Origin of the sequence: Streptomyces sp. NPDC050549 (assembly GCF_040655035.1) — a bacterium.
Lineage (GTDB): Bacteria > Actinomycetota > Actinomycetes > Streptomycetales > Streptomycetaceae > Streptomyces.
On record NZ_JBFAJD010000003.1, the window covers coordinates 253,675 to 280,609 of the forward strand.

The following is a 26,935-nucleotide window of genomic DNA, read 5'->3' on the forward strand; positions in this document are numbered from 1 at the left end:
TGAACCCCCATAATATGCCTGATACATCGGATGTCTGAGCAACAGGGAGGCCGGTCATGGCAGTCACCGATGAGGCGATCGAGAAGATCAAGGGAATGATCGTCTCCGGCGCGCTGCGTCCTGGGGACCGGCTGCCCAAGGAGAGCGAACTCGCCGCCGAACTCGGCCTGTCCCGCAACTCCCTGCGGGAGGCCGTGCGCGCGCTGTCGCTGATCCGGATCCTGGACGTGCGGCAGGGCGACGGCACGTACGTCACGAGTCTGGATCCCCAACTCCTGCTGGAGGCGCTGAGTTTCGTCGTGGACTTCCACCGCGACGACACGGTGCTCGAATTCCTGGCGGTGCGGCGCATTCTGGAGCCCGCCGCCACCGGGATGGCGGCCCTGCGGATCAGCGAGCAGCAACTCGACGCGCTCACCCTCCAGTTGGACGCGCTGGGCGGTGCCCCCTCGGTGGAGGAACTGGTCGCCTGCGACCTGGAGTTCCACCGGGGCATCGTGCAGAGTTCCGGCAACTCGGTGCTCTGCTCGCTCCTCGACGGTCTGTCGGGACCCACCACGCGGGCCAGGATCTGGCGCGGGCTGACCCAGGAGGACGCGGTCAGCCGCACTCTGCACGAGCACCGGGCGATCCTGGGCGCGCTGCGCGACCGGGACGCGGAGGCGGCGCGGTCGTGGGCGACGGTGCACATCGCGAGCGTGGAGCAGTGGCTGCGTTCGACCCTGTGAACGAGCCGGTCGTCGTGCGGGGGCCGGTTGATCCATCGGAGGAGTGACCGGCCGGTCCCCGTGCGCACCGGGTGGCGATCTTGTGTGTTCGACCGGCTCGGACGGGGCAGGCATGGGGTCACTCCCCCGTGCAAGGGGGCTGCGGGCGCCCCCGTCGGACGCCGTAAGGTTGGGGCGTACGCGAGGGCAGATCGGAAGGAGGCGCTGGGTGATCGAGCTGGAGGGGGTTCCCGAGCTGATCGACCCAGTGATGGTGGCCGCGTTCGAGGGCTGGAACGACGCCGGCGACGCCGCCTCCACCGCGGTCGCGCATCTCGACAGGGAGTGGAAGGGCGAGGTGTTCGCGGCCCTGGACGCCGAGGACTACTACGACTTCCAGGTGAACCGGCCCACGGTGTGGATGGACGCCGGGGTGCGGAAGATCACCTGGCCCACGACCCGTCTCTCGGTGGTCCGGGTCGGCGGCGAGAAGCCGCGCGATCTCGTACTCGTCCGAGGTATCGAACCGTCGATGCGCTGGCGCTCGTTCTGCAACGAGCTGCTGGGCTTCGCGCACGAGCTGGGCGTGGAGCTGGTGGTGATCCTGGGCGCGCTGCTCGGTGACACCCCGCACACACGTCCGGTGCCGATCAGCGGGACCACGTCCGACTCGGACCTGGCGCAGCGGATGGACCTGGAGGAGACCAAGTACGAGGGTCCCACCGGGATCGTCGGCATCCTCCAGGAGGCGTGCACACACGCGGGCGTACCGGCCGTGTCGCTGTGGGCGGCGGTGCCGCACTACGTGTCGCAGCCGCCCAACCCGAAGGCCACCCTGGCGCTGCTGAACCGCCTGGAGGACCTGATCGACGTGCGCATCCCGCTGGGCGAGCTGCCCGAGGACGCGCGCGCCTGGCAGGTCGGCGTGGACCAGCTGGCCGCCGAGGACAGCGAGGTCGCCGAGTACGTCCAGACGCTGGAGGAGGCCCGCGACACCGCGGAGCTGCCGGAGGCGTCGGGCGAGGCGATCGCCCGCGAGTTCGAACGCTATCTGCGCAGGCGGGACGGCGGCGGCAGCCCGCCCGGTGGGCATGCCACGGCGGACGGCAGCGACAGCGCGTCGTATCTCCGGGACAACCCCGGCGGCGGCCGTGCGAAGCCGACGAGACCCGCGAAGCCGGAGACGGAGCCCGAGACCGGGCCCGACACGGAGGCCGACGACGAGGATTCCTCCGACGAGTGAAGCGGGACAGAAGGCGGTGCACGTGATGTGCACCGCCTTCTCCGTGTTGGGCCGGATTGCACGCGTTACCCAATTCAACTTGTTTCAAACCGAGTTGGCGGTATCTGAGGGTTTACGACGCCCGCCTTCGGTGCTTGGTTGGGCCCCGTGGCACCCAGGCACCGAAGGGAGCGAGATCCGATGACCGACCAGGCACAGCCGTCGCCGGGCCCGGGAACATCAGGGCCGGGGCCCGACGGAGCGGGATTCACCTATCGGGGAGCCGAGCAGGAACTGATCGTCGTCGCACGCCCCGAGGCCAGGCTGCGCGCCCGGGCCGAGGGCGTCCACTCGGCGTCCGGCGCCGACGTCACCGCGCTCAACATGTTCCTCGGTGACGAACAACTCGCCCTGCGACCGCTGTTCGGCGGCGAGGAACGGCTCCACCAGTCGGCCCTCGGGAGTGCGGAGAACGTACCCGACCTGGCGCTCTTCTACCGGGTGCAGGACGGCGGGAGCCGGGCCGAGGAGCTGCGCTCGCGCATCGCGGCGCTGCCGGGCATCGACACGGCGTACGTGAAGCCGGGCGCCGTTCCCGCCACGGTGGCCGACGAAGAGCCGCGGGTGAAGGAAGGGGCGCCGGTCACGCCCGACTTCAGCAGCCGCCAGGGCTATCTGCGGCCCGCGCCCGAGGGGATCGACGCCCACTGGGCCTGGCAGCGGCCCGGTGGGTCGGGTCAGGGGGTGACCGTGATCGACGTGGAAGGCGCTTGGCAGTTGGGGCACGAGGACCTGGCCGCCAGGCTCGCCGGCGTCGTCGTGGGCACCCCGCTGACCGATGTCGCCTGGCGCAACCACGGCACCGCCGTGATCGGTGTGATCGGCGCCGACCGGGGCGAGCACGGCGTGACCGGCATCGTGCCCGAGGCGGTGACCGCGACGGCGGCCTTCCAGGGCATCGGCACGGCGGCGGCGATCCACGCGGCGGCCGACCGCCTCGGCCCCGGCGACCTCCTGCTGATCGAACTGCACCGCCCCGGACCGCGGTTCGACTACGCGGAGCGCGACGACCAGCAGGGCTACATCCCCGTGGAGTGGTGGCCGGACGACTTCGCGGCCGTCCGGTACGCGACCGCCCGGGGCGTCCTGGTGGTCGAGGCGGCGGGCAACGGCGCCGAGTCGCTGGACGACGCGGTCTACGAGCGCCGCCCGGACGCGTTCCCGGAGGGGTGGCGCAACCCGTTCAACCCCTCGAACGAGTCTTCGGGTGCCGTCCTCGTCGGTGCGGGCGCCCCGCCGCCCGGTACCCACGGCCGCGACCACGGGCCGGACCGGTCCCGGCTCGCGTTCTCCAACTACGGTGCCCGCGTGGACGCCCAGGGCTGGGGACGCGAGGTCACGACCGCCGGCGGATTCTGGGACCGGCCCGGCGATCTGCAGGCCGGGCCCGAGGAGATCGCCTGGTACACCGACACGTTCTCCGGGACCTCCGCCGCCGCACCGGTGGTGGCCGGTGCGCTGGCCGCGCTCCAGGGCATGCTCAGGGCGGCCGAACAGCAGCCGATGTCCCCGGAACGGGCCCGCGAGACGCTGCGCGCCACGGGTTCCCCACAGCAGGACGCACCCGGCCGGCCCGCCTCGCAGCGGATCGGCAGCCGGCCCGACATCAGGGCGGCCGTCAACCAGTTGCTGCCGCAGGCGGTCGGCTCCGGCCGCGCCGAGCGGTACTGGGACGAGCTGCTGCCCTACCCGCGTGAACTCCCGCCCAGGCTCCGGCTGTTCGTGGCCGGCTCCTGGCGCGACCTCGACCGTCCGTCCCCCGAGATACGCCAGGCGGTGCACTCCGCCTTCGCGACGGGACGGCCCGACGTCCGAGTGTGGTTCTCGGACGACGAGATCGTCGGCCTGGTCGTCACGGGCTGACGCATCCCCACCATCAAGGGAAGGTGACACCCGTATGAGCACCACCCCGCAGATGAGCCAACCGGGACAGCAGCAAGGTCAGCAACAGGGACAGCAGTTCGCGAGTACGTCGCCGTACCAACAGCCGTACCAGCAGCAGCCGTTCGGGCAGCAGCAGGGCTTCGGTCAGCAGCAACAGCCGTTCGGCCAGCAGCAGTCCGCCGGGGGGCCGGGCGCCGGGCTGATGCCGCAGCTCCAACAGCTCGGCCAGCAGCAGCCGTTCCAGCAACTGCTCCAGCAACTCGGCCAGCCGCAGCAACAGGGCGACCAGCAGGTGCAGCAGCAGCTCCAGCAGGTGACCGAGACGGCGATCCAGCAGGTGTCGGCGCAGGCGCAATCGCTGGCGGCCGGTGTCGCCAACGGCTACATCGACATCGTGCAGCCGCTGCCGGGTCAGCCGCAGCAGATCTTCCTGCGCTTCCAGGACGGGTTCCGGGTGCTCAACAACCCGGCCCCGCAAGCCCATCAGGAGATCGAGCAGGCCTTCGCGTTCGGCCACCAGGTGATCGGGATCTGGGACAGCCAGACGCCGGCGATCCTGCGCAGCGTCCGGGTGCAGAAGCTCTGACGGACAACTGCGCGTGAAACAGGGGCGGTTCCTCCTCGCCGGGAGGAACCGCCCCCATCCGTCTGCTAGAGGGCCACGCCCAACAGGGCGTCCACCGCGCGGGAGACCACGCCGGGGGCGCCCTCGTCGCTGCCGCCCCGGTCGCGCTGGACTGCGGCCCAGCGGTCGACCGCGGCGAGCGCGGCGGGGGCGTCGAGGTCGTTCGCGAGGGCTTCGCGCATCTCCTCGACGAGCTTCAGGGCGGACGGGCCGTCGGGCCGGGAGACGGCGGCACGCCAGCGGCCGAGCCGGGCGACCGCGTCCGCGAGCACCCCGTCGGTCCACTCCCAGTCGGAGCGGTAGTGGTGGGCGAGCAGCGCCAGCCGTATCGCGGCCGGGTCGACGCCCTCGCGGCGCAACGTCGAGACGAAGACCAGGTTGCCCTTGGACTTCGACATCTTCTCGCCGTCCAGGGCGACCATGCCGGCGTGGACGTACGCCTTGGCCATGGGGAACTCGCCGGTCAGCACCTGGGCGTGCGAGGCGCCCATCTCGTGGTGCGGGAAGGCGAGGTCGGAGCCGCCGCCCTGTACGTCGAAACCCATGCCGAGGTGGTCCAGGGCGATGGCCACGCACTCGATGTGCCAGCCGGGGCGGCCGGCGCCCAACGAGCCGCCGTCCCAGCTCGGTTCGCCCTCGCGGGCCGCCATCCAGAGCATCGGGTCGAGCGGATTCTTCTTGCCCGGGCGGTCCGGGTCGCCGCCGCGCTCGGCGGACAGCAGGCGCATCGCGGCGGCGTCGAGGTTCGAGACCTTGCCGAAGTTGGGGTCGGACCCGACGGAGAAGTAGACGTCGCCCTCGAGTTCGTAGGCGGCACCGGCGTCCCTGAGGCGCTCGACGAGCGGGACGATGCCGGGTATCGACTCGACCGCGCCGATGTAGTGCTCCGGGGGCAGCATGCGCAGGGCGGTCATGTCCTCGCGGAAGAGCGCCGTCTCCTTCTCGGCGAGCGCCACCCAGTCGACGCCGTCGCGCTCGGCGCGCTCCAGGAGCGGGTCGTCGACGTCGGTCACGTTCTGGACGTAGTGAACCTGGCGCTTGGTGTCGAGCCACACGCGCTGCACGAGGTCGAACGCGTTGTAGGTCGCCGCGTGCCCCATGTGGGTGGCGTCGTACGGCGTGATGCCGCACACATAGATACGGGCGACGGGACCGGTGTCCGGGGTGACCAGACCGCCGGTCGCGGTGTCGTGGATCCGGAGGTCGCGGCCCTTGCCGGGCAGGGCGGGGACCTCAGAAGCGGGCCAGGCATACATGTCATGAGCGTAACCGGACGGATGTTTCGCATACGAACCGGACCAGGCCGGATGGCCGGTAAGGCGCTCTTGCCCGTTCCGTGCCCCCGTGCTTCCCGGCCTGCGGACACCGAGCTGTCAGACCGGCGGCCACGGAATGGCCGGCCACTCCCCGCTCGGCTCGGGATGCTTTCCGGCCGCGAGCAGCGCGTCGACCCGCGCGCGCGTGGCGTCGAGTTCGACGGCGGTGATCAGCTCGGCGAGCTTCCCGGCGAGCCCGGCACCGTCACTGAGCGCCTCTCTGAGCCCCTGGAGGACCTCGATCGACTCCGGAGTGAGGGACTCGCCCGCCCAGCCCCACAGGAGGGTGCGCAGCTTGTTCTCGGCGTTGAAGGTGACACCGTGGTCGATGCCGTAAAGACGCCCCTCGTCGGCGGGCAGCAGATGGCCGCCCTTGCGGTCGGCGTTGTTGATCACGGCGTCGAGGACGGCGAGCCGGCGCAGCCGCTCGTCGTCGGCGTGCACCAGGAGGGCGGTTTTCCCTTCACCGACCTCGGCGAACCCGATGGCCTTCCAGCCCGCTTCGGGCTCCTCGGCGTCGACCAAGGCCAGCAGCTCCGACTCGGCCGCCGCCTCGATCCACAGCTGGCACATGCCCTCGCCGTACGGCCCGTCGCGCAGCACGGTCGTAGGGACGAGATCCCAGCCGGTCGCCTCGGACACCTCGTACGCGGCGACCTCGCGCTGGGCCAGGTTGCCGTCCGGGAAGTCCCACAGGGGCCGCTCCCCGGCGACGGGTTTGTAGACGCAGGACGCCTCACGGCCCTCGTACGTCACGGAGCAGAACAGCACCGCGTTCGACGCCTCGCGGATGCGTCCGCGTACCTTCAGCTCACCCTTGGCGAGCAGCTCGGCCGTGGTCACGCTCCGCGGCGGTATCCGTTCTGGCGCGGACATACGTGTCCTTCCGGGTCGAGCGGGAGGCTGCACAGCGGGCAGGGCGGACGGCCGGCGTTGACGACGTCGAGGGCCCGCTTGGCGAAGGCGCGGGCCTGGGCTCCGGTGAGCCGGACCCGCAGCATCGGGGGTCCGTTCTCCTCGTCCTGGAGCAGCCGCTCCTCGGCCTCGGCGAGGTCCTCCTCGGACTCCGCGTCGAGCTCCACGAGGGCCTGCGCCTCGACGATCATGCGCTGTTCCTCGCCGTCCCAGGCGAGCGCCATGGTCCCGACGCGGAACTCCTCCTCGACGGGGGTCTCCAGGGGGCGGGTGTCGGAGATCTCTGTGGGGGTGACGGCGGGGACGGCCGCGCTGCCGCCGCTGCGACGTACGACCTCGTCCAATAGCTCGTCCATGCGCTCGGCGAGCGCGGCGACCTGCGTCTTCTCCAGAGCCACGCTGGTCACCCGAGGGCCGGCGGCGGCCTGGAGGAAGAACGTACGGCGCCCGGGCAGACCGACCGTACCGGCTACGAAGCGGTCCGGCGGGTCGTAGAGGAACACCTGACGGGACACGTCCTGTCTCCATTGGAATCGACTGCTGACAAGTGCGGCGCTACTGCGACCGCTTCACCCTACTGCGGCCGACGATCACGGTGCGCCCGCGCCGCCCCCGACCGTGGCCTCGTCGCCCGGCGGTTCCTCGCGCGGCGCCAGGGAGGCGAGATCCCCGGTGTCCCCGAGCCGTACGAGAAATGGCCTCAGACGGGTGTAACGGATCGCAGTGATGGAACACGGTTCTACGGAGATCCGCTGGAAGAGGTCGAGATGAAGTCCGAGTGCGTCCGCGACAAGAGACTTGATGATGTCGCCGTGCGAGCACATGAGGTACACGGCGTCGGCGCCGTGATCGCGCTCCACGCGCGCGTTCCACTCGCGTACGGCCTCGGCCGCGCGGGTCTGCATCGAGCGCATCGACTCGCCGCCGGGGAACGCGGCGGCCGAGGGGTGCGCCTGGACGACCTCCATCAGGGGCTCGTCCTTGAGCTCGGCGAGCTTGCGGCCGGACCAGTCGCCGTAGTGGCACTCCCCGATCCGCTCGTCAGTGTGCGCGCGCAGCTCGGGGCGGGCGTCCAGAAGGGGCTTGAGCGTCTCCTGGCAGCGTTGCAGCGGGCTGGTGACCACCTCGGCGATCGGCAGCGCGGCAAGCCGCCCGGGGAGCGCGGCGGCCTGGGCGTTGCCCCGCTCGTCGAGGGCGACACCGGGCGTCCAGCCGGCGAGCACTCCCCCGGTGTTGGCGGTCGAACGTCCGTGCCGGACAAGGATCAACGTAGGCATGCCGCCAAGGGTAGGCGCACGCCACCCGCCGAAGGTCGGCCCCTCGACACCGGCTCGGGCGACCCGGAGGCGAAACTGTCGACGTGCGGTTTCGGCCGGACGGCGGGAGAATACGCACCGTGATCGTCGACTACGCCATCTACCGCGACGGACGCCGGACTGAGGGGCCCGGCGATTTCTCCGACGGCCTGGACCACTGCCGTCGGGTGGGCGACGCGTTCGTCTGGATCGGTCTCTACGAGCCGACGGAGGACGAGTTCGACAAGGTCACCCAGGAGTTCGGACTGCATCCGCTGGCCGTCGAGGACGCCCTGAACGCGCATCAGCGGCCCAAGCTGGAGGTCTACGACGACTCGCTGTTCGTGGTCCTCAAGCCGGTGGGCTACGAGGCGGACGACGACGTGGTCACCTCCGGCGAGGTCATGGTCTTCGTGGGCGACTCCTTCGTGGTGACAGTCCGGCACGGCGAGGAGGCCCCTCTGGCGGCCGTACGGCACCGTCTTGAGGAGGAGCCGGAGGTGCTGCGGCACGGTCCCACGGCAGTGCTGTACTCGATCGCCGACGCCGTGGTGGACCACTACGTGGACGTGGCGGGCGAGTTGCAGACCGACCTGGAGGAACTGGAGGCGGCGGTGTTCTCGCCGACCGGCGGCGGCTCGCGGACCACGGCGTCGCGGATCTACGCCTTCAAACGGCAGATCCTGGAGTTCCGCCGGGCCACGGGACCGCTCGCACAGCCGCTGGCCCGGCTCGCGGGCGTCGGCCTCGCCGGGGACCGGGTGCCGTTCGTGAACGACAAGTCGCGACCGTTCTTCCGGGACGTGAACGACCACCTGATGAAGGTCAACGAGTCCGTGGAGGGCCTGGACCGGCTGGTCTCGGACGTCCTGGCGGCGCATCTCGCGCAGACCGGTGTCCGGCAGAACGACGACATGCGGAAGATCTCCGGGTGGGCGGCCATGGCCGCGGTGCCCACGATGATCGCGGGCGTCTACGGCATGAACTTCGACCACATGCCGGAGCTGCACTGGCTGTGGGGGTACCCGGCGGTGATCCTGCTGATGGTCGCCCTGGAGGTGCTGTTGTACCGGACGTTCAAGCGGCGCGGCTGGCTGTAGCCCTCACGCGAATTCGGGTGCCGCGGTGGCCGGTCCGCCGAGGGCGTCACGTCGTTCCGGCATCCTCAGGGACACCATCCGCCGCCATCCGCCGAACCGTTCGTAGGCGTACACGGCGTGGATGCCCGCGGCGAGCGCCGCCGACTTGGCCCGCGGCCAGCCGAGGACGCGTCCCATGTGGGCCATCACGGCGAGGCTGACGTCCCGGTAGATCCGGATCTCGGCGAGCGCGCACGCGCGCAGCGTCCGCTGGATCACGCGGCCGTGTCCCGCGCGCGCGAAGCGCAGCAGCTCCTCGTGGCAGTAGGCGAGATGGTTGTCCTCGTCGTTCGAGATCATCCGCACCGCGCGGCCGAGGTCGGGGTGGTCGGCGAAGTGCCTGCGCAGCAGGTCCATCTGCTCGGAGGCGCGCTGTTCGGTGACGCGGCTGTGCGCGAGGTAGGTGACGATGTCCTGGACGGTGAGCGGCGTCTCGCCCTTGAGCTTCTCGTGCGCGAGACCGATGCCGTGCCGCTCCAGGAGCATCGTGTAGTCGGTGTCGTCCGGCACCGGGACGGGTTCGAGGCCGCGCTTCTTCATGAGGGCGTTGAAAATGCGCCCGTGCTTGTCCTCGTCGGCGCCGTGCCGGCCGATCTTGGGGGCGAGGTCGCGCTCGGTCGCCGGGACGAGCGCGGCGATGCGCCCGTTCTCCCAGCCGCCCTGGGACTCGCCGCTGGCCGCGATGGAGCAGAACAGCCGGAAGGACTCGTCGTCGTCGAGGATCTCCTGGAACAGACTCTTGGCCGAAAGCATCTGAAGGCACCTCCATGCAGGATTCCGCCGCATTCCGCAAAGAACGAGTCAAATGCGGCGGCAGAGGTGCTGCAACAGCTGTGTCGGACAACTCCGCCAAAAGGAGGACGACAGATGTCCCGACGGGGGCGTAACCGCACGGGCTGCCGCGCGTTGTTCCCCGTGACGGCCGTGGCGGGGAAGACCCCCCGAGCCCCCACCACGGCCGTAGAAACCTTCCGTACGGCGCAGTCGCGTCACGCGAGTCCCGCGCGCTCCAGTGCCTCGGTTCCGGCGCGGAGCGCGGCGATCCGCTCCTCCAGCGTCCAGCCCGCGGGGGCGAGCGTCAGGGTGGTGACACCGGCCGCCGCGTACTCCTTCATCCGGTCCGCGATGCGGTCCACGGAGCCCAGGAGCGTCGTCTTGTCGATCAGGTCGTGCGGGATGGCGGCGGCGGCGCCGTCCTTGTCGCCGGCCAGGTACTTGTCCTGGATCTCGGTCGCCGCCTCCTCGAAGCCCATGCGCCGGGCCTGCTTGTTGTAGAAGTTCTGCTGCCGGCTGCCCATGCCGCCGACGTACAGCGCCGTGTACGGGCGGAAGGTGTCGGCGAGCTTCTCGACGTCCTTGTCCTCGCCGAGGGCGAGCGGGACCGTCGGCACGATGTCGAAGCCTTCGAGGGTCTTGCCCGCCTTCTCACGCCCGGCCCGCAGATGACGGACGGCGGTGTCCTCCAGGTGCTCGGCGGACGGGAAGATCAGCAGCGCACCGTCGGCGATCTCGCCGGTCTGCTCCAGGTTCTTCGGGCCGATCGCCGCGATGTACAGCGGGATGTGCTCGCGCTCCGGGTGCACGGTCAGCTTCAGGGGCTTGCCCGGGCCGCCCGGCAGCGGCAGCGTCCAGTGCTCGCCGTCGTACGACAGCCGCTCGCGCGTCATCGCCTTCCGTACGATCTCGACGTACTCACGCGTGCGTGCCAGCGGCTTGTCGAACTTGACTCCGTACCAGCCCTCGGAGACCTGCGGGCCCGAGACGCCGAGGCCGAGGCGGAAGCGGCCCCCGGAGAGGGAGTCGAGAGTCGCGGCGGTCATGGCGGTCATGGCGGGCTGACGGGCCGGGATCTGGAAGATGGCCGAGCCGACGTCGATGCGCTCGGTCTGCGCGGCGACCCAGGTGAGCACCGTGGCCGCGTCGGAGCCGTAGGCCTCGGCGGCCCAGCACACCGAGTAGCCGAGCCTGTCGGCCTCCTGGGCCACGGCCAGATTGTCGCCGTCCATTCCGGCACCCCAGTAGCCGAGGTTGATCCCGAGCTGCATGGCAGACCCCTTACCCATCAGTAACGTCGCTGTTGTGCCGACCCTAGCGCGAGGTGGTGCGGGCGGACAGGACGGGTGCCGGTGAGTGGTCACGGAGCGTGCCGTGCGACCCACTGTGGATCATCGTGCGAATCGGTTGTCCACAGGCAACCACAGGCCAGGTTCAGGCCAGTAATCTCGGCGTTCATGGAGCAGAGGCATCTCGGCCGTACCGGCCTTCGTGTGTCCCGGATCGGACTCGGCACCCTCACGTGGGGCCGCGACACCGACGAGCATGACGCCGCGGACCTCTTGAAGGCGTTCTGGGAGGCCGGCGGCACCCTCGTCGACACGGCGGACGTGTACGGCGACGGGGAGGCCGAGTATCTGCTCGGACAGCTCATAGAGGGGCTCGTGCCGCGCCGGGACCTGGTCATCTCGACGAAGGCGGGGAGCGTGCCCGACCCCGACCGCCGCTTCGACGGCTCGCGCGGCCATCTGCTCGCCGCGCTGGACGCCTCGCTGGCCCGCCTCGGCACGGACTACGTCGACCTGTGGCACGTCCACGCCTTCGACCCGTTCACGCCGCTGGAGGAGACCCTCCAGGCCCTCGACCTCGCGGTCAGCAGCGGGCGGGCGCGCTATGCGGGTGTCTCCAACTACTGCGGCTGGCAGCTGGCCAAGGCGGCGACCTGGCAGCTGGCGGCGCCGGGCTCGCGGACGCGGCTGGCGAGCACCCAGCTGGAGTACTCGCTGCTGCAGCGGGGCGTGGAGCGCGAGGTGCTGCCGGCCGCGCTCGACCTGGGCATCGGGCTGCTGCCCTCCTCGCCGCTCGGACGCGGAGTGCTCACCGGGAAGTACCGGCACGGCACACCGGCCGACTCGCGCGGCGCCTCGGAGCACATGGGGCTCTTCGTCGCGCCCTACCTCGACGACACGGCGAGCCGCATCGTCGACGCCGTGACGACGGCCGCGGACGGACTCGCCGTGACACCCCTCCAGGTCGCGCTGGCCTGGGTCCGCGACCGGCCCGGGGTGGCCGCCCCGATCGTCGGCGCGCGCAACGCGCAGCAGCTCACGGCCGCATTGTCAGTGGAGGCGCTTAGTCTTCCTGACGAGATCTGCCGAGCGCTCGACGATGTGTCAGCGCCTCTGCACCGCTATCCCGATCACGACTGGAGCACTCTGTGAGCACGGACCCGGAGACCACGGCCCCGGACACCACGGAGCCCGTCGAGCCCGGCCTGCCGGACGACGCGGCCGAGGAACCGGGCACGGATGCGGTGGAGGACGCCGGGGACACCGGGGAAACCGCGGCCTCGGAGAACACGGGCGAGGCCACGACCGCGGACGGCGCCGAGAGCACGGAAGCCGCCGGTGAGGCCACCACCGAGGCCGCCGCCGCTCCCGAACTCTCCGAGGCCGCCGCCGAGTTGCTCGCGCAGCGGCTGGAGCGGGAGCGTATCGAGCGGCGGAAGGCGGAGAAGGCCGGGCCCATCGCGGCCGGGACCAAGCTGAGCGGCACGGCCGCCGATCTGCTCGCGGCCGTCCGGGCCGTGGAGAGCGGTGAGAAGCCCGTGGCCACCGCGTTCACCGGGCCGGAGCCCACCCCGCGCCGCTCCGCCGCCCCCGAAGCCGTGCGGCGGCCGCAGCCCGTCGCGGCCGAGCCCGGCGCCCCGGCCGGCGAAACCGTCGCCTCCGTACGCCGGGTGCTGGTCGAGGGCGGCGCGCCCGAGACGCTCGCGGCACAGGTCGTGGCGGCGCTCGGCGAGGGCGCGGACGACCAACTCCGCGAGGATCCGTGGCAGTTGCTGCGCGTCCCGGGGGTGCGGCCCGAGCAGGCCGACGGGTTCGCGCGGGCGCTGCTCGGCGCCGAGTGCGCGCCGGACGACGAGCGGCGGGGCCGGTCCGTCATCGGCTGGCTCCTGGAGCAGGCGGCCCTGGCCGGGCATACGGCCCTGGAGGCCTCGGCGTTGACGGCCGCGCTGGCCAAGCAGGGCGTGCCCGACCCGGACGCGGCGACGCAGAGCGCCATCGCGGAGGGCGAAGTGCTGGTGTTCCAGGACGCGTTGGACGAGCCCGCGGTCCCGGTGCAGCGCACGGACGACGAGGCGGAAGCGGAAGAGGGCGCGGAGCGTCCGGTCCGGGTGCTGATCGGCCTGGAGCGGTATGCGCTCGCCGAGGAGAGCCTCGCGGACGGACTGGCCAAGCTGATCAACTCGGTCCCGAAGGAGGACGGTTCGGCGGCGGACTGGGAGCGGGCCGGTGCCGCCAAGGGGTCCACCGGCGAGCTGATCCGCGCGGTGGCGGGACACGGCCTGGTGCTGCACACCGGCGGGGAGGCCTCCCTCGAAGAGCCGGCCGCGCTGCTGCACGCGGCGGCGGCCTTCGGCCTGCGCGCCTGGGCCGCCGCGTACAGCCCGGTGGGCCGGGACCGGTTCACCGCGCTGCTGACGCGGTCCGCGGAGGCGGCGGACAACGGGACCGGCGAGGGACCCCGAGTGGCGACTGTCGCCGGGCTGTTGGCCGGTGCCGAAGGGCCCGGGCGGGACACGGACGGCGCCCTGGACCTGGATCTCCTCGTCGTACTCGACGCGCCTCAACTGGACGTCGAGACGGCCGCCCTGCTCACCGAGTCGCTGCCGGACGGCGCCCGGCTGGTGCTGGCCGGGGACCCGGCGGTGCTGTGGTCGGCGGGCCCCGGACGGGTCTTCGCCGATCTGCTCGCGGCGCGGGCCTGCCCCCACGTCGTCTCGCGCCGCCCCGACCTCGGTCCCGTGGGCGAGCTGGTCTCCGGCATCGGCATCGGCGAGCTGAACCAGGTGGAGGCCCCCGGCAAGGAGGTCGTGATCGTGCCGGTGCGGGACGCCGGCGAGGCCGTGCACCGGACCGTGCAGCTCGTCGCCGACTCGGTGCCGCGCGTGATCGGCGTCCCCGCCGAGCAGACCGCGGTGATCACACCGGGCCACGGCGGCGCGGCCGGTACCCGTGCCCTCAACGTGGCGCTGAAGGAGCGGCTCAACCCCGGCCCCGGCCGTTTCGGCGGCTTCGACCCCGGTGACCGGGTCGCGTACTCCCCCACCCCGGGCCGTACGGTCGTCGGCCAGGTGGTGAAGGCCGATGCCGAGGGGCTGCACCTGTCGTGCGCGGGCGAGCCCGTCGTCGTACCGAAGGAGCGGGTGGAGCAGTCCGTGCGGCACGGGTGGGCGCTGACCGCGCATCAGGCGGTCGGGGCGCGGTGGCCCGCGGTGGTCGTGGTGCTGCCCGGGGACGCGGCGCAGGCCCTCAGCCGCCCCTGGGTCTACACGGCGTTCAGCCGGGCGGACCGTCATCTCTCCGTGGTGCACGGTGCCGATCAGGCGCTGCCCCGGGCCGTCGCCGAGGTCCCGGCCAAGCCGCGCACGACCCGGTTGCCGGTGCTGCTGCGACCGCAGGTCCCGGTGGGGGGCTGAACCGGACGGCACAACGACGAACGGCGACGGCGGCGGTCACGGAGGGGCTTCCTCCGCGACCGCCGTCGTCGCCGTCGTCGTTCGTCACAGTCGGCGAGGCGCGGCTCAGCGGTCCGCTTCGAGCGCCTCCAGGTCCTCGTCCTCGTCCAGATCCGCGTCGAGGTCGGGATCGAGTTCGTCCTCGATCTCCTCCTCCTCGGCCTCGTCCACCTCGTCGATGTCGTCCAACTCGTCGTTGATCTCGTCGTCGAAGACCGCGCTGACGTCGAAGCGGCACACCACCCGCTGCGGATCGACACCCTCGAAGGGGGCCTCCAGCCAGGCGCCGGGTTCGGCCGCTTCGTCGGAGGCGGTCACCCAGAGCGTGGAGTCCCCCTCTTCGAGGCCGAACTCCTTGGGCCGGGAGGCAATCTCGTCGGCCTCGAACTCGTCGAAGAGAATGCCGAGCGCGCCGTGGATCGTGCCGGAGGCCTCCGTCCCGGTGCCGTCGCCGACCGCCGCCTCGACCCGCTGCGCCTGGGCGAGCAGCCGCTGCGGCTCCGCCACGGCGTAGTCGCGACGGATCAGCACGCTCACCGCGTTCGGCTCCTCGGGGCCGGTGTACGGCGGCAGGGAGTCGTCGGTACCGGGGATCTCGAAAGGCGTGACCTCGTCATAACGGTCGTAGAGCAGCTCGTCGTAGACCTCGGCGGCCGCGGCGAGCTGGTTGAACGCCTCGTAGACGGCCGGGTCGTCCTCCCCCGACCGGCCTTCGACCGCGGCCAGGTGGCGGTCGAGCGCGGTCTTGACCGCCTCGGCGGCGGCGCGTACCTCGGCAGCGGTGGGCTGCGCAGCATCAGACATAGTGCAGACGCTATCCGTACCGGGGCTCTGCCCGCACAATAGATGCGATGCCGGAATACGAATTTGTCGACGTGTACGTACCGCGCGGGGTCTCCCGCAAGGACGCCACACGTCTGCTGACGGACCACGCCGAGTACGGACACTGGGAATTGGACCGACTGAGCCTGCTGCGCGACGGCAGCCGCAGGGTGCGGCTGCGCCGGCGGATCATCCGCCAGGTGCGTGCCACGTGGTGAGCTGAGTCGGGCGGGACGGAGCGGGCCCCGGCTGTGCGGGGCCCCTCCGTTGCGCAGATCACATGTTCCCGGGCGCTCGATCCCAGGCGTTACGCCATGGCCTTCGCCTTGCGGTAGAGCACCGCGCCCGCGAGCAGCGCGCCCGCTCCGACCGGGAGCGCGAGGCCCAGCGGGAGCTCGCTGCCGGTGTGCGCGAGCTGGGGGCCGCCCTGGGACCGGACGGCGGACTGCGCAGTACCGGGCTGGGTGACCTGCGCGGCGCCGGTCGGCGTGTGACCGCCGGTGACCGGCGAGATGCCGCCCGGCGAACCGGGGTGAGCGGGGGTGCCCGGGTGAGCGGGGGTTCCGGGGTGGCCCGGAGTGCCCGGGTGGCCCGGCGTCCCCGGCGGGGTCGTCCCGTGGCCACCGCCCGGAGGCGTGCCGTGGTGACCGCCGCCGTGGTGACCGCCACCCCCGTGATGGCCACCGCCGCCGTGCTCGCCCCCACCACCATGGTGACCGCCGCCGCCCGGAGGCGTCCCGTGATGGTGGCCGCCGTCGTGCCAACCGCCGCCGTTGGCGCAGTCGTTGCCGGTGGCGGCGTTGCCGATGCCGATCACGTCGACGCTGTTGCCGCACACGTTCACCGGCACGTCGATCGGTACCTGGACGTGGTTGCCCGAGCCGACGCCGGGCGAGCCGGAGGTGTGTCCCCCGGCGTACGAGCCCCCTGAGCCGCCGTGCGCGCCGTGTCCGCCGGAGCCCCCGTGTCCGCCCGAGTCGCCGTAGCCTCCGGAATTGCCGTAACCCCCCGAACCCCCCTGGCCGTGCCCGCTGCCGCCGCCCTGGTTGGCGCACTTGTTGCCGACCGCCGGGTTGAGGATCCCGACCACGTTCACTGTGTTGCCGCAGACGTTGACCGGCACATGCACCGGTGCCTGCACGGTGTTGCCGGACAGTACGCCGGGCGAGCCCGAGGCGGAGCCGCTCGCGCCCGAGTCGGCGTGGGCGACACCGCCCGCGGCGGCGATCACCCCGGTCGCGGCCGCCATGGTCATCAAGCTCTTTCGAGTGACCTGTCGCATTGCTGAATTCCCCCCTGCCTTCATTCCTGACTGAAATTCCTCGCGCGACTTCTCGAACGATTTCCCGCTCGATTCACCGATCGATTCCTCGCTCGATTTCTCGCGCAAAGACCGTCGGCTCCGGAGCGCATGGCGCGCGCTCCGGAGCCGAGGACGTGGTCACCCCTCAGTGGGGCGACGTCACTTGTTGATGCAGGTGTTGCCGAAGGCGGGGTTCAGCAGACCGATCACCGAGATCGTGTTGCCGCACACGTTCACCGGGACGTGCACGGGAACCTGGATGACGTTGCCGGAAACGACACCCGGGGAGTGCACGGCGGCACCCTGAGCGCCCGAGTCGGCGACGGCCAGGCCCGCACCCGCGAGAACCAGGCCACCGGTGGCAGCCGCAGCGGCGACGACCTTCTTGATCATTATTCCTCCTTGTTGGCAAAAGCGATCTCGTGTTGCCGATCGCATCACCTGTAACGAGGAGGGAGTAATGGAGCTACGAGCTTATGAGCACATTCACTCGTCCCAGTCGCCTCCCGCACGCGCGGTCGAATTCAGGCGTCAACCGGTGTCACCCGGCGTCTCACGACGCGTCGATGAACCGGTCCAGCACCCGCACCCCGAACTTCAGCCCCTCCACCGGCACCCGCTCGTCCACACCGTGGAACATGCCCGCGAAGTCCAGCTCGGGCGGCAGCTTGAGCGGGGCGAAGCCGAAGCCGCGGATGCCGAGGTCGTCGAAGGACTTGGCGTCCGTTCCGCCGGAGAGCATGTACGGGACGGCCTTCGCGGTCGGGTCCTCGGCGAGCAGCGAGGACTGCATGGCCTCGACCAGCGCGCCGTCGAAGGAGGTCTCCAGCGCCTTGTCGGAGTGGACGTCCTCGCGCTTCACCTTCGGGCCGAGGATGCGGTCGAGGTCGGCGAGGAACTCCTCCTCGTACCCGGGCAGGAAGCGCCCGTCGATGTTCGCGGTGGCCTCGCCGGGGATGACGTTGACCTTGTAACCGGCGTTCAGCTGGGTCGGGTTGGCGGTGTTGCTGAGGGTCGCGCCGATGAGCTTGGCGATGCCGCCGAGCCGCTTGAGGGTCGACTCCATGTCCTCGGGATCGAGCGGGGTGCCGAGCGCGTCGCCGAGTTCGTCCAGGAAGGCCCGGGTCGTCTTGGTGACCCGCACCGGGAACTTGTGCCGGCCGACCCGGGCGACGGCCTCGGACAGCTCGGTGATCGCGTTGTCCCGGTGGATCATCGAGCCGTGCCCTGCCGTACCGGCGACGGTCAGCTTCAGCCAGTGCATGCCCTTCTCGGCCGTCTGGATCAGATAGAGCCGCCGCTCCTCGCTCACCGTGAACGAGAACCCGCCGACCTCGCTGATGCCCTCGGTGACGCCCTCGAACAGCTCGGGGTGGTTGTCGACGAGATGCCGCGCCCCGTACGTACCGCCCGCCTCCTCGTCCGCGAGGAAGGCGACCACGATGTCGCGCGGGGGCCGGCGCCCGCTGCGCAGCCGGTCGCGGACGACCGCCAGGGTCATCGCGTCCATGTCCTTCATGTCGACTGCGCCGCGCCCCCAGACGCACCCGTCGGCGACCTCGCCGGAGAAGGGGTGGTGGGTCCAGTCCGCCGCGTTCGCCGGTACGACGTCCAGGTGGCCGTGGATGAGGAGCGCGGGCCGGGACGGATCCGTGCCCTCGATCCGGGCGACCGTGGAGGCGCGTCCCGGGTGCGACTCGAAGATCTGGGGTTCCAGGCCCACCTCGGCGAGCTGCTCGGCGACGTACTCGGCCGCCTTGCGCTCACCCGGGCCCGAGTGGTCGCCGTAGTTGCTGGTGTCGAACCGGATCAGCTCGCGGCAGAGGTCCACGACCTCGTCCTCGCCGGTGACGCCCTTGGCCGTGCCCGTGTCGCTCACGCTGCTTCCTCCCACTGTCACTGCTGGTGGTCCTGTCCCTCATCCTCTCTCTCCCCGGCCCGCGCCCCAAGGGCGGTCCGCGGCCGTCACACGCCGTTCACGCGGGAGGCGGGCGGGAACAGGGGGTGATCGGCCACCCCTGGAAGCCTGGTAATGTTTCCTTCGTCGTCGCGGGGGAAACCACGCGCGACAGACACCTTGTCCGGGTGGCGGAATGGCAGACGCGCTAGCTTGAGGTGCTAGTGCCCTTTATCGGGCGTGGGGGTTCAAGTCCCCCCTCGGACACCGGCTGAGACCCCACACTTTGTGTGGGGTCTCCTGCGTTTCAGCATCTCGCGTCCAAGAACTGTCGCGGTACGACGTTCAGTCGGGGGCCCGCGTGAGGGTGGCGATGTAGTCCGTCGCCTTGTCGGACGGGGCGGTGTCGGTGAGCTGCCAGCCGGTTCCGGCGGCCAGCTCGGCGAGTTCTCGGGGGGCCAGGCACAGGTAGTCGAACCAGGGGGTGGTCACGTCGCGGTAGCGGATCCGCAGGGTGCGCTGACCGGCGATGCGGCCCGCGCGCAGGTTCCGCCGGTTGTAGGACAGCTGTTGCGGGTCCCCGGAGTCGGTCATGTTGTGGCCCTGGCCGATGACGACGGCCCCGGGTGCTGCCATCGCGGCCAGGGCGCGCAGGAACCGGGGCGCCCGCTCACGGCTTTCCAGGAGGCCCAGGTTGGCGCCCAGCAGCAGGAAGCTGTCGTAGCGCGCCCCGGAACCGGCGTGTTCGTCGACCGTGCCGTGGACGAGGGACCGCACGCCCTGCCGCCGGCACACCTCCAGCGCGCCGGCCGAGACGTCCAGCGCGGTGACGTCATGGCCGCGTTCCATGAGGACGCGAGCGGCGCGTCCGCCACCGGCGCCGACGTCCAGGACCCGGTGGCCCTTGACCAGGTCCAGCGCTTGGCGGTCCTCGTCGGGCCACTGGTCGACCGGTGCGAGCCAGGAGGTGAGGGAAGCCGATTTCACGAAGCCGTCGTCGCGTTCGATGATCTGCAGGACCGGGGCCGTATCCGGGTCGGCGGCGGCCCGGTGGGCGGCGAGCAGCAGGTCACCGATCGCGTCACCGGTCCGGGGGCCCTGGCGGTCTCCGGGGTCCTGGGCGTCCAGGGATTGGCCGGATTCACCGCGGAGGCCGGCCGTGACGGCGGGGGTGTTCATCGGGTCTCCTCCGTCAGTACGGGTGGTACGGCGACCGCTCCGGCGGGGTCGGTGAGCGGCCGGAACACGGCCAGCAGCATCAGCACCGTCCCCGCGGCGCACCAGGCACCGATGACGGTCGCGGTGGGCAGGCGCTCGCTGAGCGCGCCCGTGATCAGGATCGCCGCTCCCTGGGCGAGCTGCACGCCGCCGTTCATCACGCCGAAGGCCCGGGCCCGGTATTCGTTGGCGAGTCCCTGCTTGAACAGGGTCTGGGCGGCGGGGAGCAGCAGCGCCATGGCTATCCCGGAAACGGTGACCACGACCACCACCACGACCAGTGGCGGGTCGAGCAGCGCGGGAACCAGAACCAGCGGTGCCAGGACGGCCAGCGGGCGTATCAGCAGGGTCCGGACCCGGGGCGAGAGCAGACGGTTCAGGACCAGGCCGCCGATGGCGACGCCGAGCGGGTTGGCGGCCATGATCAGGCCCTGGGTCCGGCCGCCGCCGCCGAGCTCGGACGCCCAGGCCGCGGCCAGGCCCTCCGGGACGATCACGAAGGTGACCACACCGAAGGCGATGATCGCGATCGCGCGCAGCAGCGGGTCGCCGAACACCACCGTGTATCCCTGACCCGTCTCGCGCCACAGGCCGGTGCGCCGGTCGGCCGTCAGCGCCGCCGGGCGTTTGCGGACGTACAGGCGCAGAAGCAGCGCCGAACCGACGAACGTGAGGGCGTTCAGCGCCAGCGCAACCTGTGGGCTGTATCCGGCGATCACTCCGCCGAGCGCGTACCCGGCGACCTGCGCGGCGTGCAGAACGGAGTTGTTGAGGGCCAGGGCCAGCGGGTACCGGTCGCCGGTCAGGATCTGCGGGAGCTGGGCGGAGCGGGCAGCCTCGAACGGCGGCGACGCCAGCCCGCCGGCCAGCAGCAGCACGAAGAGGGCCGGGATCGGCATGCCCGGAATCGCGACCAGTCCGATGAGTACCGCGCGGATCAGATCGCAGGAGATCATCATCGTGCGTGCGGGGTACCGTTCCGCGACCGCGGCGAGCACTGGGCCCGCGATCAGCCAGGGCAGGTACCCGATGGCGAAAGCGGCGCCGGAGGCCAGCGCCGAACTGGTCCGCTCGTAGACCAGCAGGGTGACTGCGGCCTTGCACAGATAGTCCCCGGTCCAGGACAGCGCACTCGCGACGAACACCGCACGGTATTCCGTCACCGCCCACAGCATCCGATAGCCCACCGGCCGGTCGGCTGCCACCAGACGAATCCCCTTCCCCGTTGCGAGACACCCGGTGCAAGGCGGCGACCCGCGACCGGAGTCGATTCATTCGCCATTTAGCCTCATGGCCGTCCCGTGTGACAAGCCCCGACTTCATCGGCTCATGTGCGAACGCAGAGGGTTAACAGGAGAGTTGGCCGAATCTCATTGCGGGACTGTCCGGTCGACGACATACGTCGGCACGCCGCCCCGCCGGAGGTCTTCGGCCTGATCCCTCCGAAGCGACGGGAAGCCCTCGCCTGTTTTGTGGGGGATGTCTCCCTGGATCAGAAGATCACCAGGTCAGAGCGTTGCCGGATGCTCACGGAGCGCCCCCGTTCGGCTCCCCCGAGTGGCCGTCGGCGGCCCCGGAGCCTAGCGTCGTACTAAAATTTCCGGCTTGTTACGGAACGGAGCTGGAGCTGGACAACCCCAGGCATACCTGCGGGCCCGCCGGCGCCCCGGAAGTTACCGGGCTTGAGACGCGAGGACCGATGGCAGCGATACACGAGAGCAGTGCTCTCGGCCTGCTCGACGAAGAGATCCGCACCCAGTTCGGCGATACGGCACGTTTCTCCGCGGCACCCGCCGCCTCGCCCCGCACGCTCGTCGACATCTTCGACGCGTCGGTGCGGTCGTATCCCGACGAGCTCGCCCTGGACGACGGCACCGTCCGCCTCACCTACCGTGCGCTGGCCGTCGAGGTCGAGACCCTGCGCCGCACCCTGGCCGCGGCCGGTGTCGGCCTCGGTGACCGGGTCGGCGTGCGCGTCCCGTCCGGGACCAACGACCTCTACATCGCGATCCTCGCCGTCCTCGCGGCCGGCGCCGCCTACGTCCCCGTCGACGCCGAGGACCCGGACGAGCGGGCCGAGCTGGTGTTCGGCGAGGCCGACGTGCGGGCCGTGATCGGCGCCGAGCACGCGTTGACCGTGCTCGGCCACAGTGACGCCCCGGCCGCCCGGCCCGGCACCGAGCAGGACGCTTGGATCATCTTCACCTCCGGCTCCACCGGCAAGCCCAAGGGCGTCGCCGTCACCCACCGCAGCGCGGCGGCCTTCGTGGACGCCGAGGCGGCACTGTTCCTCACCGAGGACCCCATCGGTCCGGGTGACAGGGTCATGGCGGGCCTGTCCGTCGCCTTCGACGCGTCCTGCGAGGAGATGTGGCTCGCCTGGCGCTACGGCGCCTGCCTGGTGCCCGTGCCGCGCTCCCAGGTCCGCAGCGGCGCCGACCTCGGACCCTGGCTGGTGGACCAGGACATCAGCGTCGTCTCGACCGTGCCGACCCTGGCCTCCCTCTGGGAGCCCGAGGCGCTGAACGACGTACGCCTCCTGATCTTCGGCGGTGAGGCCTGCCCGCCCGAGCTGGTGCAGCGCCTGGTCACCGAGGGCCGTGAGGTCTGGAACACCTACGGGCCGACCGAGGCGACCGTCGTGGCCTGCGCCTCCCTGATGACCGGCGACGAGCCGATCCGCATCGGACTGCCCCTGAACGGCTGGGAGTTGGCCGTCGTCGACGAGGCGGGCGTGCCCGTACCGATGGGCGGCAGCGGCCAGTTGGTGATCGGCGGGGTCGGTCTCGCCCGTTACCTCGACCCCGAGAAGGACGCGGAGAAGTACGCGCCCCTCGACTCGCTCGGCTGGGAACGGGCCTACCGCAGCGGCGACCTGGTCAAGGCCGAGCCCGAGGGCCTGATCTTCCTCGGCCGTGCCGACGAGCAGATCAAACTCGGCGGGCGCCGGATCGAGTTGGGCGAGGTCGACGCGGCCCTCCAGGCACTGCCCGGAGTCGCGGGCGCGGCAGCCGCCGTACGAACTGCCCGCAGCGGCAACCAACTTCTCGTCGGCTATGTCGTCACCCAGGAGGGCTGGGACCAGCCCTCCGCCGTCGAGAAGCTGCGGGCCGAACTGCCCGCCGCCCTCGTCCCGTTGATCGCCCCGGTCGAGGACCTCCCGACCCGCACCTCCGGCAAGGTCGACCGCAACGCGCTCCCGTGGCCCCTCGAAGGCCTGGAGACCGGTGGCGCCAAGGAGCAGCTCTACGGCACGGAGGCCTGGCTCGCCGAGCAGTGGGCCGAGGTGCTCGGCATCCCCGTGAGCAGTGCGGCCGACGACTTCTTCGCGATCGGCGGCGGCAGCCTGGCCGCCGCCCAGCTGACGACGCGGCTGCGCACCCGCTACCCGAGCGCTGCCGTGCTCGACATCTATCAGCAGCCCACGCTCCGCAAGTTGGCCCGACACCTGGAGGGCTCGGCGCAGGGCGACGGCACGGCACGCGTGATCGCGCCGGTGCCGACCCGCGCCAAGGTGATCCAACTCCTCGCGCTGGTCCCCCTGTTCACCCTGGCCGGCCTGCGCTGGACAGTAGCCCTGGCCGCCCTCGGCAACGTACTCGACGGCTACGCCTGGCTGCCCACCGCCTCGTGGTGGCTGGTCGCCGCCGGCGCCCTGCTGCTCTTCAGCCCGCCCGGCCGGCTCGCGATCGCGACGGGCGGTGCGCGGCTGCTGCTCCGTGGCGTGAAGCCGGGACGCTACGACCGTGGTGGCGGCGTCCACCTGCGGCTGTGGGCGGCGGAGCGGCTGGCCGAGTTCAGCGGGGCGACCTCGCTGACGGGCTCGTGGCTGGAGCGGTACGCGCGCGCCCTGGGCGCCAAGGTCGGCCCGGACGTCGACCTGCACTCGCTCCCGCCGGTCACCGGCATGCTCAAGCTGGGCCGCGGTGCCGCGGTCGAGTCCGAGGTGGACCTGTCCGGCTACTGGCTGGACGGCGACCGGCTGGAGATCGGCCCGGTCAAGGTCGGCGCGCACGCCGTCGTCGGCACGCGCAGCATGCTCTTTCCCGGCGCCCGGGTGGGCAAGCGGGCCGAGGTGGCGCCGGGCTCGGCCGTCACCGGCACCATCCCGACCGGCCAGCGCTGGGCGGGCGCACCCGCCGTCAAGCTCGGCAAGGCCAAGCGCAACTGGCCCAAGGAGCGCCCGCAGCGGGGCACGTACTGGCGCTTGATGTACGGCGTGACGGGCTTCGCGCTCACCATGCTCCCGGTGGTCGCCGGAGCCGTCGCGCTGCTGGTGACCAGCCTGTTCGTGGCGCCGGGCGACGGTCTCGGCGAGGCCCTGCGGGGCGCGTCCCTGGCCCTGGTCCCGGCGACGCTCGCCTTCGGGCTGACGTACGCGCTGCTGATCCTGATCGGTGTACGGCTGCTGAGCCTCGGGCTGCGCGAGGGCACGCACCCCACGCACAGCCGGATCGGCTGGCAGGCCTGGACGGTCACGCAGCTGATGGACCTCTCCCGCGAGACCCTGTTCCCGCTCTACGCCGGGCTCGTCACGCCGGTGTGGTTGCGGCTGCTCGGGATGCGGATCGGGCGGGGCGCCGAGGTGTCGACCGTGCTCGCGCTGCCCAGCCTGACGACCGTCGGTGAGGGCGCCTTCCTGGCCGACGACACGTTGACCGCGCCGTACGAGCTAGGTGGCGGCTGGGTGCACATCGGGCGGGCCGAGATCGGGCGGCGGGCGTTCCTCGGGAACTCCGGGATGACCGCGCCCGGGCGGAGCGTGCCGGACGGCGGGCTCGTCGGGGTGCTGTCGGCGACGCCGAAGAAGGCGAAGAAGGGCACGTCGTATCTGGGGCTGCCGCCGGTGAAGCTGCCGCGCAGCACCAGCGGCGGCGACCAGAGCCGCACGTACGACCCGCCGGCCCGGCTGCTGTGGGCGCGCGGGCTCGTCGAGCTGTGCCGGATCGTGCCGGTGTTCTGCTCGGCGGCGCTCGCCCTGCTGACGGTGGCCGCGCTGTGCGCGCTGGGGGTGTGGGCGCCGCTGCTGGCGGGCCTCGTGCTGCTGGCCGTGGGCGCGCTCGCCGGGCTGGTCTCGATCGTGGCGAAGTGGCTGCTCGTGGGGCGGCACCACGGGGCCGAGCACCCGCTGTGGAGCGGTTACGTGTGGCGCAACGAGTTGGCGGACACCTTCGTCGAGGTCGTCGCGGTGCCGTGGCTGGCCGGTTCCGTGCCCGGTACTCCGGTGCTGACGGCCTGGCTGCGCGGGCTCGGCGCACACATCGGCAAGGGCGTCTGGGTGGAGAGCTACTGGCTGCCGGAGACCGACCTGGTGACCCTGGAGGACGCCTCGACGGTGAACCGCGGCTGTGTGCTCCAGACCCACCTCTTCCACGACCGGATCTTGCGGACGGATACTGTGGTCCTCCGTGAGGGCGCGACGCTGGGTCCTGGCGGAATCGTCCTGCCCGGCAGCGTGGTCGGGGCCCGAACCACTCTGGGGCCCGCATCGCTCGTGATGGCGGCGGAGTCCGTCCCGGACGACACCCGCTGGCTGGGCAATCCGATCGAGTCATGGCGCCCCTGAACACAGGTCGCGCGGAGTCGGCTTCGGAGGGCGGTGCACGGGTACGAGATACGAGCACAGCGCAGGGAGCAGACGCAGCAGTGACCGTTCAGCAGGCGGCAGGTCCGGACCCGTACTTCCCGGCAAACGGCGATGCCCGCTACCGGGTGCACCGCTATGAGCTGGCGCTGGACTACCGCCCCGGCCCGAACCGTCTCTCCGGCACGGCGCGTATCAACGCCATAGCGGGCCGTGCTCCGCTGCCCGAATTCCAGCTGAACCTGGGCGACTTCAAGATCGGCCGGATCCGGGTGGACGGCCGCCAGCCGCACTACACGCACCGCGGCGGCCGGCTGCGCATCCGGCCCGCGAAGCCGCTGCGGGCCGGTGCCGCGTTCACCGTCGAGGTGCACTGGTCGGGCAACCCCAAGCCGGTCGCCAGCCCCTGGGGCGGCCTCGGCTGGGAGGAGCTGACGGACGGCGCGCTGGTGGCGAGCCAGCCGATCGGGGCACCGTCCTGGTACCCGTGCAACGACCGCCCCGCGGACAAGGCGTCGTACCAGATCTCGATCACGACGCCGTCGGCGTACGCGGTGGTGGCGGGCGGCAGGCTCCTGACGCGAACGACGAAGGCTTCTACGACGACCTGGGTGTACGAGCAGTCGGCACCGACGTCGAGCTACCTCGTCGGCCTGTCGATCGGCAAGTACCAGACCGTGCTGCTGGGCGACCCGGGTCTGGGCGGAGTGCCGCAGCACGGGCACATCCCGTCGGACCTGCTCCCGGCGTTCTCAAGGGACTTCGCGCGGCAGCCCGCGATGATGGAGCAGTTCCAGGAGCTGTTCGGCCCGTACCCCTTCGACGAGTACGCGGTAGTGGTGACGGAGGAAGAGCTCGATGTCCCCGTCGAGGCACAGGGGTTGTCGCTGTTCGGCGCCAACCACGTAGACGGGGCCCGGGGTTCGGAGCGCCTGGTCGCGCACGAGCTGGCGCACCAGTGGTTCGGCAACAGCGTCTCCATCGCCGACTGGCGGCACATCTGGCTGAACGAGGGCCTCGCCAAGTACGCGGAATGGCTGTGGTCCGAGCGCTCCGGCGGCCGTACCGCCCACCAACACGCCGTCGCCGCACACCGGTTGCTCTCCACACTCCCCCAGGACCTGCGCCTCGCCGACCCCGGCCGCAAGTCCATGTTCGACGACCGCCTCTACGAACGCGGCGGCGTCACCGTCCACGCGGTGCGCTGCGCCCTGGGCGACATCGCGTTCTTCCGCATGCTGCGGAGTTGGGCGAGCGTCCACCGCAACGGCACGGTGACGACAGCGACGTTCACTTCGCATGCGTCCCGGTTCAGCTCGGAGCCGTTGGACCAGCTCTTCGACGCGTGGGTGTACGGGACGCGGCTGCCGCCGATGCCTTCGGCTGAGACGGGGATCGCGGTCTGAGTTGTCGGCTCCGTTGCGGGTGGGGAA

22 protein-coding genes and 1 tRNA gene are annotated in these 26,935 nt (G+C 71.5%); 11 read left to right on the top strand and 12 right to left on the bottom strand.

Annotated features, from left to right (window positions below; genetic code table 11):
* Window positions 1-56 precede the first annotated feature (56 nt).
* The 4 genes from AB0I51_RS07245 to AB0I51_RS07260 all read left to right on the top strand — a co-directional run bounded on the left by AB0I51_RS07245 (window position 57) and on the right by AB0I51_RS07260 (window position 4,459).
* Window positions 57-728 (top strand): FadR/GntR family transcriptional regulator, encoded by a 672-nt coding sequence (locus AB0I51_RS07245; protein WP_019066078.1) that lies wholly within the window; start codon window positions 57-59, stop codon window positions 726-728.
* Window positions 729-936: 208 nt separating this feature from the next.
* Window positions 937-1,950 (top strand): PAC2 family protein, encoded by a 1,014-nt coding sequence (locus AB0I51_RS07250; protein ID WP_362972307.1) that lies wholly within the window; start codon window positions 937-939, stop codon window positions 1,948-1,950.
* Window positions 1,951-2,130: 180 nt separating this feature from the next.
* Window positions 2,131-3,852: a S8 family peptidase gene (locus tag AB0I51_RS07255; RefSeq protein WP_362972309.1), complete on the top strand. Its 1,722-nt coding sequence runs from the start codon at window positions 2,131-2,133 to the stop codon at window positions 3,850-3,852.
* Between the two features lie 34 nt (window positions 3,853-3,886).
* Window positions 3,887-4,459, top strand: coding sequence for a hypothetical protein (locus tag AB0I51_RS07260; RefSeq protein ID WP_362972311.1), 573 nt, complete (start codon window positions 3,887-3,889; stop codon window positions 4,457-4,459).
* A 65-nt stretch (window positions 4,460-4,524) separates the two neighbouring features.
* Here the strand turns inward: AB0I51_RS07260 and mshC are convergent, their stop codons facing one another.
* The 4 genes from mshC to AB0I51_RS07280 all read right to left on the bottom strand — a co-directional run bounded on the left by mshC (window position 4,525) and on the right by AB0I51_RS07280 (window position 8,006).
* A complete protein-coding gene (gene mshC, locus AB0I51_RS07265) occupies window positions 4,525-5,754 on the bottom strand; it encodes a cysteine--1-D-myo-inosityl 2-amino-2-deoxy-alpha-D-glucopyranoside ligase (RefSeq protein WP_362972313.1) in 1,230 nt (409 codons plus the stop codon).
* A 117-nt stretch (window positions 5,755-5,871) separates the two neighbouring features.
* The gene (locus AB0I51_RS07270; RefSeq protein WP_362972315.1) at window positions 5,872-6,690 is read right to left on the bottom strand and encodes an SCO1664 family protein; all 819 of its coding nucleotides are present in this window, start codon (window positions 6,688-6,690) and stop codon (window positions 5,872-5,874) included.
* Window positions 6,654-7,244, bottom strand: coding sequence for a DUF3090 domain-containing protein (locus tag AB0I51_RS07275; RefSeq protein WP_019066074.1), 591 nt, complete (start codon window positions 7,242-7,244; stop codon window positions 6,654-6,656). The genes AB0I51_RS07270 and AB0I51_RS07275 overlap by 37 nt, the downstream gene beginning before the upstream one ends.
* Before the next feature lie 75 nt (window positions 7,245-7,319).
* The gene (locus AB0I51_RS07280; protein WP_362972316.1) at window positions 7,320-8,006 is read right to left on the bottom strand and encodes a histidine phosphatase family protein; all 687 of its coding nucleotides are present in this window, start codon (window positions 8,004-8,006) and stop codon (window positions 7,320-7,322) included.
* 119 nt (window positions 8,007-8,125) lie between these two features.
* On the opposite strand from AB0I51_RS07280, the gene corA reads away from it, so the two are divergent.
* The gene (gene corA / locus AB0I51_RS07285) at window positions 8,126-9,124 is read left to right on the top strand and encodes a magnesium/cobalt transporter CorA (protein ID WP_362972318.1); all 999 of its coding nucleotides are present in this window, start codon (window positions 8,126-8,128) and stop codon (window positions 9,122-9,124) included.
* Between the two features lie 3 nt (window positions 9,125-9,127).
* On the opposite strand, the gene AB0I51_RS07290 is transcribed toward corA, so the two are convergent.
* The gene (locus AB0I51_RS07290; protein WP_362972320.1) at window positions 9,128-9,916 is read right to left on the bottom strand and encodes a ferritin-like domain-containing protein; all 789 of its coding nucleotides are present in this window, start codon (window positions 9,914-9,916) and stop codon (window positions 9,128-9,130) included.
* 236 nt (window positions 9,917-10,152) lie between these two features.
* A complete protein-coding gene (locus AB0I51_RS07295) occupies window positions 10,153-11,208 on the bottom strand; it encodes an LLM class F420-dependent oxidoreductase (RefSeq protein ID WP_362972322.1) in 1,056 nt (351 codons plus the stop codon).
* 186 nt (window positions 11,209-11,394) lie between these two features.
* On the opposite strand from AB0I51_RS07295, the gene AB0I51_RS07300 reads away from it, so the two are divergent.
* Window positions 11,395-12,378: an aldo/keto reductase gene (locus AB0I51_RS07300; RefSeq protein ID WP_362972324.1), complete on the top strand. Its 984-nt coding sequence runs from the start codon at window positions 11,395-11,397 to the stop codon at window positions 12,376-12,378.
* A gap of 53 nt (window positions 12,379-12,431) precedes the next feature.
* Window positions 12,432-14,639, top strand: coding sequence for a helix-hairpin-helix domain-containing protein (locus AB0I51_RS07305; RefSeq protein WP_362972529.1), 2,208 nt, complete (start codon window positions 12,432-12,434; stop codon window positions 14,637-14,639).
* A gap of 105 nt (window positions 14,640-14,744) precedes the next feature.
* On the opposite strand, the gene AB0I51_RS07310 is transcribed toward AB0I51_RS07305, so the two are convergent.
* Entirely contained in the window at window positions 14,745-15,482 is a 738-nt protein-coding gene (locus tag AB0I51_RS07310) for a hypothetical protein (protein WP_362972326.1), read from the bottom strand.
* 47 nt (window positions 15,483-15,529) lie between these two features.
* Between AB0I51_RS07310 and AB0I51_RS07315 the strand changes: the two genes are divergently transcribed.
* Entirely contained in the window at window positions 15,530-15,718 is a 189-nt protein-coding gene (locus tag AB0I51_RS07315; RefSeq protein ID WP_005485166.1) for a DUF5703 family protein, read from the top strand.
* Window positions 15,719-15,807: 89 nt separating this feature from the next.
* Here AB0I51_RS07315 and AB0I51_RS07320 read toward each other — a convergent pair whose 3' ends face one another.
* The 3 genes from AB0I51_RS07320 to AB0I51_RS07330 all read right to left on the bottom strand — a co-directional run bounded on the left by AB0I51_RS07320 (window position 15,808) and on the right by AB0I51_RS07330 (window position 18,682).
* On the bottom strand, window positions 15,808-16,782 hold the full coding sequence (locus AB0I51_RS07320; protein ID WP_362972327.1) for a chaplin: 975 nt from the start codon (window positions 16,780-16,782) through the stop codon (window positions 15,808-15,810).
* 180 nt (window positions 16,783-16,962) lie between these two features.
* Entirely contained in the window at window positions 16,963-17,196 is a 234-nt protein-coding gene (chpH, locus tag AB0I51_RS07325) for a chaplin ChpH (protein WP_019066065.1), read from the bottom strand.
* 160 nt (window positions 17,197-17,356) lie between these two features.
* The gene (locus AB0I51_RS07330) at window positions 17,357-18,682 is read right to left on the bottom strand and encodes a M20/M25/M40 family metallo-hydrolase (protein ID WP_362972329.1); all 1,326 of its coding nucleotides are present in this window, start codon (window positions 18,680-18,682) and stop codon (window positions 17,357-17,359) included.
* Between the two features lie 200 nt (window positions 18,683-18,882).
* On the opposite strand from AB0I51_RS07330, the gene AB0I51_RS07335 reads away from it, so the two are divergent.
* Window positions 18,883-18,967, top strand: a tRNA-Leu gene (locus AB0I51_RS07335).
* Window positions 18,968-19,045: 78 nt separating this feature from the next.
* On the opposite strand, the gene AB0I51_RS07340 is transcribed toward AB0I51_RS07335, so the two are convergent.
* Together AB0I51_RS07340 and AB0I51_RS07345 are read right to left on the bottom strand one after the other, a co-directional pair.
* The gene (locus tag AB0I51_RS07340) at window positions 19,046-19,879 is read right to left on the bottom strand and encodes a methyltransferase domain-containing protein (RefSeq protein ID WP_362972331.1); all 834 of its coding nucleotides are present in this window, start codon (window positions 19,877-19,879) and stop codon (window positions 19,046-19,048) included.
* Complete coding sequence (locus AB0I51_RS07345; RefSeq protein ID WP_362972333.1) at window positions 19,876-21,123, bottom strand: MFS transporter; 1,248 nt, start codon at window positions 21,121-21,123, stop codon at window positions 19,876-19,878. Before AB0I51_RS07345 ends, AB0I51_RS07340 begins: the two co-directional genes overlap by 4 nt.
* A gap of 494 nt (window positions 21,124-21,617) precedes the next feature.
* On the opposite strand from AB0I51_RS07345, the gene AB0I51_RS07350 reads away from it, so the two are divergent.
* Complete coding sequence (locus AB0I51_RS07350) at window positions 21,618-25,484, top strand: Pls/PosA family non-ribosomal peptide synthetase (RefSeq protein ID WP_362972335.1); 3,867 nt, start codon at window positions 21,618-21,620, stop codon at window positions 25,482-25,484.
* 80 nt (window positions 25,485-25,564) lie between these two features.
* Window positions 25,565-26,908 carry a M1 family metallopeptidase gene (locus AB0I51_RS07355; RefSeq protein ID WP_362972337.1) on the top strand — a complete coding sequence of 448 codons (1,344 nt, stop codon included), beginning with the start codon at window positions 25,565-25,567 and terminating at the stop codon, window positions 26,906-26,908.
* The last annotated feature ends 27 nt before the right edge of the window (window positions 26,909-26,935 follow it).

What these genes read in the sequence shown, in the direction of transcription:
- AB0I51_RS07260 (WP_362972311.1), top strand. Translation starts at nt 3,887, where the DNA reads ATGAGCACCACCCCGCAGATGAGCCAACCGGGACAGCAGCAAGGTCAG.
- AB0I51_RS07350 (WP_362972335.1), top strand. Translation starts at nt 21,618, where the DNA reads ATGGCAGCGATACACGAGAGCAGTGCTCTCGGCCTGCTCGACGAAGAG.
- AB0I51_RS07280 (WP_362972316.1), bottom strand. Translation starts at nt 8,006, where the DNA reads ATGCCTACGTTGATCCTTGTCCGGCACGGACGTTCGACCGCCAACACC.
- mshC (WP_362972313.1), bottom strand. Translation starts at nt 5,754, where the DNA reads ATGTATGCCTGGCCCGCTTCTGAGGTCCCCGCCCTGCCCGGCAAGGGC.
- AB0I51_RS07295 (WP_362972322.1), bottom strand. Translation starts at nt 11,208, where the DNA reads ATGCAGCTCGGGATCAACCTCGGCTACTGGGGTGCCGGAATGGACGGC.
- chpH (WP_019066065.1), bottom strand. Translation starts at nt 17,196, where the DNA reads ATGATCAAGAAGGTCGTCGCCGCTGCGGCTGCCACCGGTGGCCTGGTT.
- AB0I51_RS07290 (WP_362972320.1), bottom strand. Translation starts at nt 9,916, where the DNA reads ATGCTTTCGGCCAAGAGTCTGTTCCAGGAGATCCTCGACGACGACGAG.
- AB0I51_RS07270 (WP_362972315.1), bottom strand. Translation starts at nt 6,690, where the DNA reads ATGTCCGCGCCAGAACGGATACCGCCGCGGAGCGTGACCACGGCCGAG.
- AB0I51_RS07310 (WP_362972326.1), bottom strand. Translation starts at nt 15,482, where the DNA reads ATGTCTGATGCTGCGCAGCCCACCGCTGCCGAGGTACGCGCCGCCGCC.
- AB0I51_RS07315 (WP_005485166.1), top strand. Translation starts at nt 15,530, where the DNA reads ATGCCGGAATACGAATTTGTCGACGTGTACGTACCGCGCGGGGTCTCC.
- AB0I51_RS07320 (WP_362972327.1), bottom strand. Translation starts at nt 16,782, where the DNA reads ATGCGACAGGTCACTCGAAAGAGCTTGATGACCATGGCGGCCGCGACC.
- AB0I51_RS07245 (WP_019066078.1), top strand. Translation starts at nt 57, where the DNA reads ATGGCAGTCACCGATGAGGCGATCGAGAAGATCAAGGGAATGATCGTC.
- AB0I51_RS07340 (WP_362972331.1), bottom strand. Translation starts at nt 19,879, where the DNA reads ATGAACACCCCCGCCGTCACGGCCGGCCTCCGCGGTGAATCCGGCCAA.
- AB0I51_RS07255 (WP_362972309.1), top strand. Translation starts at nt 2,131, where the DNA reads ATGACCGACCAGGCACAGCCGTCGCCGGGCCCGGGAACATCAGGGCCG.
- AB0I51_RS07300 (WP_362972324.1), top strand. Translation starts at nt 11,395, where the DNA reads ATGGAGCAGAGGCATCTCGGCCGTACCGGCCTTCGTGTGTCCCGGATC.